The organism is Rahnella sp. WP5 (genome assembly GCF_000745615.1).
Classification (GTDB): Bacteria; Pseudomonadota; Gammaproteobacteria; order Enterobacterales; family Enterobacteriaceae; genus Rahnella; species Rahnella aceris.
Genome location: NZ_JQJR01000005.1, coordinates 279,075 through 291,072 on the forward strand (window position 1 = coordinate 279,075; position 11,998 = coordinate 291,072).

13 protein-coding genes are annotated in these 11,998 nt (G+C 53.6%); 4 read left to right on the forward strand and 9 right to left on the reverse strand.

Annotation, left to right across the window (positions count from 1 at the left end; all coding sequences use genetic code 11):
• Positions 1-15: 15 nt before the first annotated feature.
• Entirely contained in the window at positions 16-1,410 is a 1,395-nt protein-coding gene (locus EX31_RS01250; RefSeq protein ID WP_037032941.1) for a M24 family metallopeptidase, read from the reverse strand.
• Between the two features lie 134 nt (positions 1,411-1,544).
• Here EX31_RS01250 and EX31_RS01255 point away from each other — a divergent pair, with 134 nt between their 5' ends.
• Positions 1,545-2,177 (forward strand): helix-turn-helix domain-containing protein, encoded by a 633-nt coding sequence (locus tag EX31_RS01255; protein WP_037032943.1) that lies wholly within the window; start codon positions 1,545-1,547, stop codon positions 2,175-2,177.
• A gap of 52 nt (positions 2,178-2,229) precedes the next feature.
• On the opposite strand, the gene EX31_RS01260 is transcribed toward EX31_RS01255, so the two are convergent.
• Complete coding sequence (locus EX31_RS01260; RefSeq protein WP_037032944.1) at positions 2,230-2,625, reverse strand: YebG family protein; 396 nt, start codon at positions 2,623-2,625, stop codon at positions 2,230-2,232.
• Between the two features lie 193 nt (positions 2,626-2,818).
• Between EX31_RS01260 and EX31_RS01265 the strand changes: the two genes are divergently transcribed.
• Complete coding sequence (locus EX31_RS01265) at positions 2,819-3,283, forward strand: GNAT family N-acetyltransferase (protein ID WP_013577712.1); 465 nt, start codon at positions 2,819-2,821, stop codon at positions 3,281-3,283.
• Positions 3,284-3,398: 115 nt separating this feature from the next.
• Here the strand turns inward: EX31_RS01265 and EX31_RS01270 are convergent, their stop codons facing one another.
• Positions 3,399-4,274, reverse strand: a complete 876-nt coding sequence (locus EX31_RS01270) for a LysR family transcriptional regulator (RefSeq protein WP_037032946.1) — start codon at positions 4,272-4,274, stop codon at positions 3,399-3,401.
• A 114-nt stretch (positions 4,275-4,388) separates the two neighbouring features.
• On the opposite strand from EX31_RS01270, the gene EX31_RS01275 reads away from it, so the two are divergent.
• Positions 4,389-5,378: a nitrilase family protein gene (locus tag EX31_RS01275; protein WP_037032948.1), complete on the forward strand. Its 990-nt coding sequence runs from the start codon at positions 4,389-4,391 to the stop codon at positions 5,376-5,378.
• Positions 5,379-5,421: 43 nt separating this feature from the next.
• Here EX31_RS01275 and EX31_RS01280 read toward each other — a convergent pair whose 3' ends face one another.
• Together EX31_RS01280 and EX31_RS01285 are read right to left on the reverse strand one after the other, a co-directional pair.
• Positions 5,422-5,820 (reverse strand): YybH family protein, encoded by a 399-nt coding sequence (locus EX31_RS01280; protein ID WP_037032950.1) that lies wholly within the window; start codon positions 5,818-5,820, stop codon positions 5,422-5,424.
• 3 nt (positions 5,821-5,823) lie between these two features.
• Positions 5,824-6,549 (reverse strand): sulfite exporter TauE/SafE family protein, encoded by a 726-nt coding sequence (locus tag EX31_RS01285; protein ID WP_081925104.1) that lies wholly within the window; start codon positions 6,547-6,549, stop codon positions 5,824-5,826.
• A gap of 107 nt (positions 6,550-6,656) precedes the next feature.
• Here EX31_RS01285 and EX31_RS01290 point away from each other — a divergent pair, with 107 nt between their 5' ends.
• Positions 6,657-7,547 (forward strand): LysR substrate-binding domain-containing protein, encoded by an 891-nt coding sequence (locus tag EX31_RS01290; protein WP_037032953.1) that lies wholly within the window; start codon positions 6,657-6,659, stop codon positions 7,545-7,547.
• On the opposite strand, the gene EX31_RS01295 is transcribed toward EX31_RS01290, so the two are convergent.
• The 4 genes from EX31_RS01295 to EX31_RS01310 form a co-directional block, all read right to left on the reverse strand.
• On the reverse strand, positions 7,538-9,208 hold the full coding sequence (locus tag EX31_RS01295; protein WP_013577718.1) for an alpha,alpha-trehalase: 1,671 nt from the start codon (positions 9,206-9,208) through the stop codon (positions 7,538-7,540). The two genes, EX31_RS01290 and EX31_RS01295, sit on opposite strands and share 10 nt — an antisense overlap.
• A gap of 27 nt (positions 9,209-9,235) precedes the next feature.
• Positions 9,236-10,642 carry an alpha,alpha-trehalose-phosphate synthase gene (gene otsA / locus EX31_RS01300; RefSeq protein ID WP_037032955.1) on the reverse strand — a complete coding sequence of 469 codons (1,407 nt, stop codon included), beginning with the start codon at positions 10,640-10,642 and terminating at the stop codon, positions 9,236-9,238.
• Positions 10,639-11,433, reverse strand: coding sequence for a trehalose-phosphatase (otsB, locus tag EX31_RS01305; RefSeq protein ID WP_013577720.1), 795 nt, complete (start codon positions 11,431-11,433; stop codon positions 10,639-10,641). Before otsB ends, otsA begins: the two co-directional genes overlap by 4 nt.
• A 181-nt stretch (positions 11,434-11,614) precedes the next feature.
• Positions 11,615-11,980 carry a DUF2493 domain-containing protein gene (locus EX31_RS01310; protein WP_037032956.1) on the reverse strand — a complete coding sequence of 122 codons (366 nt, stop codon included), beginning with the start codon at positions 11,978-11,980 and terminating at the stop codon, positions 11,615-11,617.
• Positions 11,981-11,998: the final 18 nt, after the last annotated feature.

The following is an 11,998-nucleotide window of genomic DNA, read 5'->3' on the forward strand; positions in this document are numbered from 1 at the left end:
GCGAGGCAAATTGTTTTACGTCCGCACCAAAGCCCGCGACTTATCCAGCAGGAAAGGCCGCAGGTAACCGACAGTATTGGAAAGCAGAATCACGTCTTCGGAAAGGCGAATACTCAGCACGTCCGTCAGGTATTTTTTACGGGTGACCATACGCTGCCAGACCTCCGGGAACTGCGTTTCCAGCTCTTTTCGCAGTGATTCATCTGCCAGCCCTACCGTATCTTCGATGCTGCTGCCACCATAGCCGGGTAATGACGGAATAATATCAATCTGAAACAACATGCCACTTTCAAACGGGATCACTGAGCCACCGTATACCGGAGAACACAGCCACTCCTCATCTGCAACCAGATGACCGGGATTGAGATGCCAGTGATAGATGCTCTGTGGCAGCGTTTGCTCAACAAGCTGATAAAGCTCGCCGCCGGTCAGCCCGATGCGCAGTGCTTCAAGCCAGGTTACAACCGTGTGGTAATAGGGTATCGCGAGCCGCTGCAACCAGTCCGAAACCTCTTCCGGTAATTCATTTTCCGCCGCCACCACATACGCCGCACGGCTGGTGAGGCCTCCTTTGTATCCGGCGGTGAGCGAAAACTTATCGCCATGCCGGATAGTTTTGTCGGAAGGATACAGATTCGCATGGGCGAAACGCTCACCCGTCGCGGCAATCATAATCACGTTCCCGTGCTGGCCTTCTCCTGCCAGTAACTGACCGATTTCTTTTTCTGATTTGCCGGGTGCAATCGTATCCAGCGCCGCAAGCACCTGAGTGGAGGCCAGGTTGGCGCCGTATTCATAAAACGCCACTTCATTAGTGGTATTAATCCGCCGCGCACCATTTTCTGGCGAGGTAAACAGACCGGTGACGTTTACCACATCTCCAGCCACGCCTGCGGCCTTTCGGACTGCGTCGAGGATAAACGCGGGCACATCAAAGGTGGTTTTATCCGTGACAGGGTCACATCTGAACAGTTTCCAGCCTGCGATGCCAACGTGCTGCGCGTCAGTAATACCGGCAGATTTAAGCAAATCGTGCAGCGGCTGATGATGTTTCATCGGCTGGTTGGGCAGGGAAAACACCGGCGCATGCAGGCAGCGACCGGCGTTGCGCGCATGGGGAACCAGTTTCAGACTTTCATTCCCCATAACATAAGTCAGCTCACCGGTCGCGCGCACCACCAGCAAGGCTTCTTCAAAGCGCGGGATAAAACCCGCAAGATATTCGAAATTGCCGCCGTGTTCTTTGTCAGCATAAATCACCAGACTGTCGAGCTGATGTTGTTGCATCGCGTGAAGGATATGACGCAGGCGTGACGCCATGGTTTCATCGGATAATACCGGGGTGGAAATGTGAGGGTAAGTCGCGGGAGCCGGGAGGGTTTTCAGTGAATACTCATGTTCAGCTTTCATTGCGTGTCCTTTTGCATGGCGGGGGAAAGAGGATTATGCCTCAAACGGCTTCTTAAGGCCGCATTCACCGGACAGGGAACTCTGCTAAATTTAAGGTAATTCCCTGCTGTTGCTGCCTGACGAGGTTAATAACGATGGTTACCGAGAGTGATAAGGGCAAAGACCTCAGTCAGGCTACCGCTGAGCTATTCGCCGAGCTTATTCCCTATCTCCAGTTCCGTACTGTCCCCGCGGGCTCGCGCTTCCATCTGTATGAGAAGGGGGAATTTTATTGTTATTTCATTCGCAAAGGCTGGTTTAAAACCTTTCATAACGACGAACCTGTGCTGATAGGCACGTTGTCAGTGCCGGGCATCATTGGTATTGGCGGTGCGGTGCCCTCAGAGGCCAGAATGTTTATTCAGGCGCAGGATGAATCTGAGATTGCCGTCTCCACCGTGGCGGAGATGCATGCCCTGATTGATCGTCTGGAGTTATGGGAGCCAATGGCAAAGCACTTTTTCAGGATGACCAACAATCTCTATGTCAAAAGCACAATGCTGACGGCACCGACATCCTATGAAATTCTGCGCCACCAGCTCATGGAACTCATGAAAGAACCGCCGGAAATACGCGAAAATATTCCTGCTGCCCATTACATTCAGCTTAAAACGCACCTTTCACGCAGCACGATCATGAAAGTGCTTTCACAATTGAAACAGGGGGGATATGTGAGGCTGCACAACGGTATTCTGAAAGAAGTGATCCGTTTGCCACTGAAATACTGAGCGTGGTATCAGGGGGGAAGAAAGCGTGCCGTTACGCACGCTGTTCTCTCCGTTACGCGGCTTTTACCGCACGGACTTTTTTGGCAGTGGCAGGTTTTTCGGCAACATTTTCTTCGGCAGCATTTTCTTCAACAGCCACGTTTTCTGCGACCACTTCTTCTGCTTCTGCTTCTGCTGGCGTTTCAGCGGCGGGCTGGTGTGCGATTTCTGCTTCCGGCAATTTGCTGGTGCGCAGAATATGCTGGACGGTGTCTTTCTGCTCGGCGAGGTGAAGTGCAATGTTTTCCGCCAGTGCTTCATCCATCCCGATATTGCTCTGTAACAGCCATTCAGTAAAAGCATCCGCCATGTCCAGCATCTTGTCGTAAGCGTCTGCTTCTTTCTTATTGGCAAAAGTCATTTTCTCTTCACCTTTTCTGACCACAACAAATTTTGTTTCAACAGCCATGATTCGCTCCTTATACTGTAATTATATACAGCATACCAATAATCAGTGCAGGATACATCATCCGGCCTGATTTTTATAGTGCGGCGCGTCAAAGGCCGGGCACATACCCTGGCAACTATAACGCGGGTGAATTTCTCAGCGTGAGCCGGTAAGGTAGAAAACGACCTGTTTTCAACGAACTTGTGAGGTTCCCGTGACAAACCTGAAAGCTGTATGCAACTGGACCAAAGACACTTATCTGATCACTACCGATTTTCAAAAACTGGATATTCCGGCAATTCACGCCTACCTGACCCGGTCAAGCTGGGCGCCGGGCATTGACGAACAGACAGTTCGCGCTGGCGCAGAAAACAGCCTGAACTTCGGGTTGTTCGACGACGGAAAACAGATCGGTTACGCCCGCTTTATCACGGACTACGCCACCTTTGCTTACCTGTGTGATGTCTATGTGCTGGAAGATTATCAGGGGAAAAATCTGGGCGCATGGCTGATCGAATGTGTGCAGTCGCATCCGGTCACAGCAAAACTTCGCCGGATGGCACTCTTTACTTCTACCGCGCCGTGGTTGTATCAAAAGTTTGGTTACACACCGGTTAACGAACCTGACTACACCTGGGTCATCACCCGGCCAGGAATTTACCTGAACAAAGACGGGTAGTTCAGGCTTTCCTGAACGCAGGGCTGGAAACAGAAACTGAATTCTGGCCAGGGTCTTTCGCATTGGTGAACTCATCGCCGTCGGCCTGATGGCGCGGGCCACATTCCGGACCGTTCTATATACAGGCAGCGGCTTTGAGATTTTCAGTCACCATCCGCACAAAGTTATCGCGAATGACATCTTCATTCCGGGCGTCCCATGCAATCCCCACCTGCCAGCGCGTCGCAGGGCCGGTGAGCGGAAGTATTTTCAGCTCCGGCGGCGCAATATGCACGACGCTTTCGGGTAGCAATGCCACGCCGATGCCGGCCGCTACCAGTGCGACAATAGTCTGGATATCCTCCGCCAGTTGAACCGATGAAACATGAAACAGATTCTCCTGTAAAAAACGGTCTGTCTGCGCATTCAGCCCCCCCGCCCGCTCAGTATACAAACGCAGTAACGGACGGTTCCTGAGCCGTTCACTCATATCCTCGCCGTTATCTTCAGACACTACCAGCACCAGTTTATCCTCAAACAGCGCGTGGTAACGGAGCGGTGCAGGCGGCGGGACACGCACAAAACCAATGTGCAGTTCCCCGCGTTGCAGCATGTCGTATTGCTGCGCGGAAGGCAGATCTTCCAGCGTGATATCCACGCCGGGATACGCTGCGCGGAATTTCGCAATACATTGTGGCGCCAGGATGAAACTCGACAGGCCGAATCCGGCCGCCAGCAGCCCTTCTCCCCCCTTTTCAACCTGGCTGGCATGTTGCATAAACGCGGCCATTTGTCGCAATACTTTCTCCGCTTCCGGCAAAAGCCGCTGGCCTGCGGCTGTCAGCGCACTGCCGTGTCGTCCGCGGGCAAAAAGCGCCACGTTCAGCGTCGATTCCAGCAGATTGATCTGTTTGGTGAGTGCCGGTTGTGAAACGGAAAGCGCCTGCGCTGCCTGCGCATAATTCCCTTTTTCAGCCAGTGTGACAAAAGCCCTGAGCAAACGTGTGTTCACTTTATGTATTCCATTGGGTTATCAGATTTGGAAATCATTTCATTATAAAGTTATCAGTCGCATTGCTCTAATACCAGCGTCAACCGAAATCCCTGAAGACGTATGGAGAAGATCATGTCGGACCCCAAAACACTCAAAGCAGCGGTCATTCAATTTCAGCATCAGGCGGGTAACAAAAAATATAACCTGTTAATTATGGAGCGTTTTATCGAAAAAGCGGCTATTGAAGGCGTCAATATTTTGGCCTTTCCGGAAATGTGTATCACCGGTTACTGGCACGTGCCCAAACTCGATGCTGCTGGCGTTCAGGCACTGGCGGAGCCAGCCGACACCGGCCCCTCTGTTGCGCTGATCCGCTCGCTGGCCGTGAAACATCAGATGCTGATTGGCGCCGGATTTATCGAACGTGCCGCTGACGGGCGTCTGTATAATGCCTACGCCGCCTGCATGCCTGACGGTTCGGTACACATCCACCGCAAAATGCACGCCTTTGAACATGAGGCTTTCAGTTGCGGCGACAGCTATACCGTGTTCGGGACCCCCTGGGGCGTGAAGGTCGGGATCCTCATCTGCTGGGACAACAATCTGGTGGAAAATGCCCGTGCCACCGCCCTGCTGGGTGCAGATATTTTACTGGCACCGCATCAGACAGGCGGCACACATTCACGCAGCCCGCACGGCATGAAACCGATACCGCTGGCATTGTGGCAGCAGCGTGCTGAACGCAAAGAAGAGATTACCGCAGCGTTTAAAGGTCCCAGCGGCCGGGAATGGCTGATGCGCTGGTTGCCCTCACGCGCTCACGATAACGGCATGTTTATTTTGTTCAGTAACGGCGTCGGTGCCGATGATGATGAAGTACGCACCGGTAACGCGATGATCCTCGACCCTTATGGCCGGATCGTCGATGAAACCTGGGCTGCTGCGGATGCGATGGTCAGCGCGGATCTGGATTTATCGCTGATCCCGATGAGTACCGGCAGGCGCTGGATGGCAGGCCGCAGACCCGATTTGTATCATATTCTGACTGAATATCAGGGCTATGAGCGGGATGCAATGACGGCACGTTTTTCTGAGGAATTACCGGGGATCCCAAAACGCTAAATCACCGTGGATTGATGAAGCGAAAAAGGCTCCTTGCGGAGCCTTATTTCTGATCCAACAGCGATGTGCCGTATGAATTATCGATGGTACACAGCCAGCGACCGTCCGGTTCATGGCGGAAAACATAGGTGGCACGGCGGGTAGTGGTCACCTTTCCGCCCTGTCCGTCGGGGAAATGCAGCACCGTTTCCATGATCACCAGCGCATCCTCTGCCCCTTCAATCACCTGCATTTCGCCCTGTTCTACCACCAGCTGATCCTGAAAATAATCCGAGATGGCGATAAAGGCTTTGCGGATGTCGGTTTTGCCGCGGGCAATCATGCCCGGTTTAATTACCAGCGCCGCCTCTTCGGCATAATGCGCCATCAGTGCGTCAAAATCCCTGACGGATATGGCTTTGTCACAAGCTTCGATAACCTGGCGGATCGGGTGTGTACTCATCCGTTAATGTCCTTTTGCTGAGTTCCAGAGTAAAGAGATGGCCGCCAGAAATAACATGATGTCGATCAGGCGATTGAAGGATGTCTCTGACATCTTAATAACAAATTTTTTGCCAATAAGCATCCCTGTCGTCAGTGTGCCACCCACCAGCAAGCCGCTCAAAAACACCGGCCACGGCATTGCACCAATCACGCTGAACGCTGAAGCTTTGGCGAAATAAATCGCGAACGAGGCGGCAGCCTCGGTGGAAAGCAGCGCGCCTTTCACCAGCCCGTAACCGGCGAAAACCGGAATGGTCAGCGGGCCGGTTGAAAATACCACACCGGTCAGAAACCCTGTCAGCGCGCCTGCCATCGCCAGTTGCGCACTGCTGAGGGTAAAAGCCCGGCAACGGGCGTAATGACGCAAAGGGATCAGCAACAAGAAGAACGCGCCGATACACATATTCGACAGCGTGGCGGGCATTTCCCACAGGGTATTTGCGCCGAGAACGGCGGCGGGGATGCCGGGCATGGCGTACAGCAAAAATGCCCGAATGTTGATGTCTTTGCGCCAGAGAAGCACGCGGGAGATATTGCCGACAATAGCGGCAATCGCCATCACCGGAATCGCAGTTTTCGGGCCGAAAGTATACGTCAGCGCCGGCAACAGCATGATGGAACCGCCGGTGCCGACAACGCCGCTGATCACACCCGCCAGTATGCCCGTCAGAGCAATCACCACATACATCACGTCACATTTCCTTTTCTCAGGGGGAATGCGGGCGATGATAGCGTTTAGGAAATGGCGTAACCCGTGATAAAAAGTCACATAATCGTGATTAAAAAGGAACGACCATGCATGCCCTTCCCCCGATAACGGCCCTCCGCGCCTTTCTTGTCGCCTGTCATGCCGGGAGTTTTACCGCCGCAGCGCAGGAGTTATGCATTACGCACGGCGCGGTAAGCCGCCATATTCAGGGGGTGGAAAAGTGGTTTGGGGTGAATTTATTTCGTAAAGAAGGCCAGCGGCGGGTGCCGACACCTTATGCGCTGACGCTGGCACGCGAGCTGGGCAGTGCGTTCGATACCCTGTCGGATATCGCCCTGCGCTACGGTAATGGCGGGCGGAATAACGTGTTCAATGTCAGCGTGCCAACCACCATGAGCCTGAAATGGCTGCTGCCTCGCCTTGATGATTTTTATACGCAATTTCCTGAGGCAAATCTGCAAATCTCTACGGCCAATACCGAGCAGTTACACATTGTGGGGCATTACGATTTGCTGATCCGTCGTGAAACCAGTGCCACGGAATATTCCGCGATCCCTTTTCTGGCTGATACCCATTGCCTGATGGCCTCCCCGGCGCTGCTCAAACGCTTTCCGCTGGAGACGCCGGAGGACGTGCTGAAATGTCCGCGCATTGAAACCCTCACCCGTCCCGGACACTGGAATTTATGGCTGGCGGCGGCAAGGCTGGAGAAACCGCCGGTCAGCGGCTTTCGCCGTTACGATCATTTTCACGTTTCGTTGCATGCGATGCTGGAAGGAATTGGCGTCGGGCTGGGGCCGGTCAGTACGTTGTCGGCGGAAATCCGTCGCGGGAATCTGATACCGCTGTTCCCGCAGATTACCGTCGCGCCCTGCCATTACCACGCCCTGACGCCAGTGGGCGTGCAGAAAACCCTGCTCCACCAGGCGTTTGAACGCTGGCTGGTGGCACAGGGTGAATGCGGGAATCAGTCGTAATTCTCACCATATAAACCAATCAACCGCCGCACGACGCCGTTGGTCCAGCCGAATCCGTCCTGCAGCGGATATTCCCCGCCGCCGCCTTCGCGGGATGTGTCGCCTGAAATGTGGTATTTCTCAATCAGTTTATGGTGTTGCTGATAATACTGATTCACGGTTTTCAGCCAGTTACGGGCAATTTCATCGCCCAGCACATCATTGCCGTATTGCTTAAAGCCCTGAATCGCCATCCATTGCAGCGGTGCCCAGCCGTTGGGTTTATCCCACTGTTGACCGGTTTCATATTCTGTCGCCATGATACCGCCGGGTGTGAGTAAGCGGGTACGCACGGCGTCTGACAGACGTTCGGCCTGATAATGGCTGGCAAGTCCGACATACAAAGGCACCACGCTGGCGGCAGAAAACAGCGCCATTTGCTGACGGTGCCAGTCGTAATCACGGAAACAACCTTCGTTGTCATCCCACAGATAACAGTTGATGGCCTCGCGGCGTGTTTCGGCTTTCCGGCGGAATAACGTTTCGGTGACTTTATCCCCTTTCAGTCCGGAAATATTGGCAATGGTACTTTCCAGCTTGTGCAGAAACGCATTCAGATCCACCGGGATAAATTGCGTGGTGCGGATGCTGGCGAGACGATGCCCGTCACGCAACCAGCGCGACGAATAATCCCAGCCGGATTCCGCGCCAGCGCGCAAATCGCGGTAAACCTCATTTGCCGGGCGGCTCGAAAGTTTTGCGGTTTCGACATCTTCGCGCCACGATTCATCGCGCGGTGTGTCCCTGTCATCCCAGTAACGGTTGAGCAGCGTGCCATCCGGCAGGCAAACCACATGCCGGTAAGCCTGATTCGGCGCCAGAGAATCCGCGCCGTCCATCCAGAACTCATATTCCATTTTCAGATGGTCAAGGTAACGCCGCGCACCGCGCACGCCGTCTTCCTCGAACAGTTCGACCATCAGCGCAAACACCGGTGGCTGGGAACGGCTGAGATAATACGTGCGGTTGCCGTTAGGAATATGGCCGTACATCTCGATAATCCAGGCGAAATTATCCGCCATGGTGCGCAACAGATCATTACGGCCACTTTCCGCCAGCCCTAACATCGAAAAGTAAGAATCCCAGTAATAGGTTTCACTGAAACGCCCGCCCGGCACCACATAGGCCTGGGGTAACGGCATCAGTGACGACCAGGGCACGTGGTCTTCCGGCTGGCGCGTGAGCACCGGCCACAGTTTGTCGATGTGCTCTTTCAGCGAATCGCCGGGGTCGGAGACGTATTCATCATCACGATGTTCCGGCAGCCAGAAATGCGCGTCCACAAATCGTTTCAGGTTGAAGCCCGGATGGTTTTTTATCCGCCGATAACGCAGCAATATGTCCAGCGGATCCATTTTCGGCGGGCAGTCGGGAAAGGTTTTGCTGTCCTCGAAAAGCCCTGAAGATTGCACACTGGTAAACAATTCCAGATAACGGTCGGCAGGCGTTAAGGCATCAGAAGGCGGCAAACCTTCGATCATCCCCGGCTCCGGTTCCGCATCCATCATCCGGTCAAGGATCAGTTCAATGGGCTCGAGCTCGCTCAGACGCGTCTCTTCGCTATCAGCGTTTTCGCTGTCAAACAGCGCGTTTTCATTCGTCTGGTAATTCGCATTTTGCATATGCAGCAAGCCTCTTGCTTAGAAAGTTTATGCGACAGCGTTGTTTTTTTCTCCCTGTGGCGAAATGGCGTATAAATCGCGCAAATAGGTTTCGCCCCAGTTCGCAATATCATTTTTACGCAGCACCGCCATCATGTCGTTATAACGCTCAAGCCGTTCTTCCAGCGGCATGGTCAGCGCTTTATCCAGCGCCGCCGCCACGTCATCACGGTCATAAGGGTTGACGATCAGCGCCGACGTTAGTTCATTCGCCGCACCGGCAAATTGTGACAAAACAAGAACGCCGGGATCTGTCGGATCCTGCGCGGCGACATATTCTTTCGCCACCAGATTCATGCCATCACGCAGCGGCGTTACCAGCCCGACATCCGTCAGACGGAATAATTTCATCAGCAGGCTGCGCTGGAAATGCTGGTTGAGGTAAAACAGCGGCGTCTGGTTGATGCCACCGTATTTACCGTTGATGCGCCCCACTTCGGTTTCCAGCTGATGACGAAGTTCCTGATAAGCCTGCACGTCGCCGCGTGAGGTCGGAGCGATTTGCGAATAGCGCACTTTACCGCGATGCTGCGGGAATTTTTCCAGCAATGCCTCAAAGGCCAGAAAACGTTCCGGCAGCCCTTTGGTGTAATCGAGACGCTCGCAGGAAATGATGTTTTTCGCTTCGCGAAGTTCGCGTTCCATCGCCGCCATTTTCGGTGGCAGCGGGCCTTCGGCCATTTCCTTAATACTTTCCGGCGCAATGCTGATCGGGTATACGCCAGTGGCAAAGGTTTTGCCAAATGCCTGATGCTGATGCGCGTCGCAATCTTCAATATCGGTCAGTGCCTTGAGATTATCCAGAAACGCCAGGCGGTCACCTTCGGTCTGGAAGCCCAGTAAATCATACTCACACATCATCTTGAGCAATTCATCGTGCGTCGGCACCGCATTAAAAATTTCCGGGGTCGGGAACGGAATATGCAGGAAGAAACCTATGCGGTTTTTTACGCCGAGTTTGCGCAGCGCAGCGGCGAACGGCAGTAAATGATAATCGTGGATCCACAAGATATCGTCTGCTTTGATCAGCGGCTGCAATCTTTTCGCCAGCATGTCATTGACCCGGCAGTAACCGTCCCAGGCTTCACGCTGGAAATCCACCAGATCAATACGATAATGAAGTGCTGGCCAAAGTACGGCATTGGAAAACTGGCAGTAATACAGATCGTAATCGTTTTGATTAAGCGGAACCGAAGCGTAAGTAATGCCGTCATCTTCCATCAGATTCAGGTCATCCTCTTCTTCGCCCGATATTTCACTTATCTCACCATTCCAGCCAAACCAGAGGCCTGATGTATTTTTCAGCGCATCCAGAATGCCCACGGCCAGTCCACCGGCGGATTTGGAACCGTCAGGAATGGCAATTCGGTTAGAGACAACCACCAGGCGACTCATAATTCAGACTCCTTGTTAAATGTTAATGTATGACGTTGTAACGCCTCGATCCAACGGTAAACATCGCGAACGGTTTTGACGCGATAATGCGCCAGACTTGAACCTTCGCCGACTTTCACCGTGATCCCCTGCATGGCGTTAACCACTTCGAACCCTTTTTCATCGGTCAGGTCATCGCCGACGAATACCGGAATACGCCCGGAAAATGGCGTCTGTTGCATGAACGTGTAAATCGCTGCGCCTTTATCTTTTCCGCGGGGTTTAATCTCGAGAACGCATTTACCCGGCTGAAGAACAAGCTCAGGGAATTTTGCCACCACGGATTCAGCCAGTGCTAATACCTGCTGCTGATGCAGCATCGCCTGACGATAATGCAAAGCAAAAGCCATGCCTTTGGTTTCGAGCAAGGTACCCGGCAGTGCGGCCATGCCCGCTTCGAGGGTCTGTTGCACCTCCTGCGCCACATCATCGGGTAAGGTGACACGGTGCAGAGTGCCGTTGCCGTCGCGCATTTCAGCCCCATGAACGCCCGCAGCAGGGAGAACCAGCGGGCTGACCAACTGATCAAGCTGTTCCACCGGACGCCCCGACACCAGCGCCAGCGCGCCGGAAGAGGCCGCAAACAGCGTTTGCAGATGATCACGAACTTCAGCGGGGATGGTGACGGCATCCGGTTCAGCGCGGATTTCAGCCAGTGTGCCATCGACATCGAAAAAGAAGGCGTATTGGCGACTGTCCAATACAGGGAGAAGCGGTGTTTCGGTCGTATTTTCCTGAATTTCTGCAGTCAAAGTGACTCTCCTTTTAATGAGTTACAGCTCAACGCGTCATTGCGTTGAAAACCTCTGAAATGAATTATCAATAGGTAAATATAGCTCTGAACAGGAGAGTTGCAGCGATTATCAGATTAATCCAGACCGCGTCAGACGGGCATTCCCGGCAAAAAATCCCTGCCGGATGCCCGTCCGGGGGTTAAGAACCGGGGCCGGTTTCTGCCGCATTGACTATCACACTGATGCCGGAATGCTGCGCCAGTTTTATGCAATCCTGCGTGTCCTCTCCGCCGGAAAAAGCCAGCACCACATCCGGCTGGCTGTCTTTCATCATAAAGAGATTGCGGCGTATTTCGGCGTATTTACCGTGCAGTGACCAGTTAGCGGGATAACGGACAATGTGCACATCGGCGGTGCGTGCCCAGCGTTCGATCATCGCGCCCAGCGACTGATGTCCGCCGTGGATCAGCACGCTTATCGGGTGTGATTGCGAAAACGCATCCAGTGCCTGTTGTACCCTGTTGATATCTGCATAAAAGCGCCCCGCGCAAATCAGTACCCTCATGTTCTATCCTTCTGTTTT

Coding starts and splice junctions, on each gene's coding strand:
- EX31_RS01250 (WP_037032941.1), bottom strand. CDS start 1,410: ATGAAAGCTGAACATGAGTATTCACTGAAAACCCTCCCGGCTCCCGCG.
- EX31_RS01255 (WP_037032943.1), top strand. CDS start 1,545: ATGGTTACCGAGAGTGATAAGGGCAAAGACCTCAGTCAGGCTACCGCT.
- EX31_RS01260 (WP_037032944.1), bottom strand. CDS start 2,625: ATGGCTGTTGAAACAAAATTTGTTGTGGTCAGAAAAGGTGAAGAGAAA.
- EX31_RS01275 (WP_037032948.1), top strand. CDS start 4,389: ATGTCGGACCCCAAAACACTCAAAGCAGCGGTCATTCAATTTCAGCAT.
- EX31_RS01280 (WP_037032950.1), bottom strand. CDS start 5,820: ATGAGTACACACCCGATCCGCCAGGTTATCGAAGCTTGTGACAAAGCC.
- EX31_RS01285 (WP_081925104.1), bottom strand. CDS start 6,549: ATGTATGTGGTGATTGCTCTGACGGGCATACTGGCGGGTGTGATCAGC.
- EX31_RS01290 (WP_037032953.1), top strand. CDS start 6,657: ATGCATGCCCTTCCCCCGATAACGGCCCTCCGCGCCTTTCTTGTCGCC.
- EX31_RS01295 (WP_013577718.1), bottom strand. CDS start 9,208: ATGCAAAATGCGAATTACCAGACGAATGAAAACGCGCTGTTTGACAGC.
- otsA (WP_037032955.1), bottom strand. CDS start 10,642: ATGAGTCGCCTGGTGGTTGTCTCTAACCGAATTGCCATTCCTGACGGT.
- EX31_RS01310 (WP_037032956.1), bottom strand. CDS start 11,980: ATGAGGGTACTGATTTGCGCGGGGCGCTTTTATGCAGATATCAACAGG.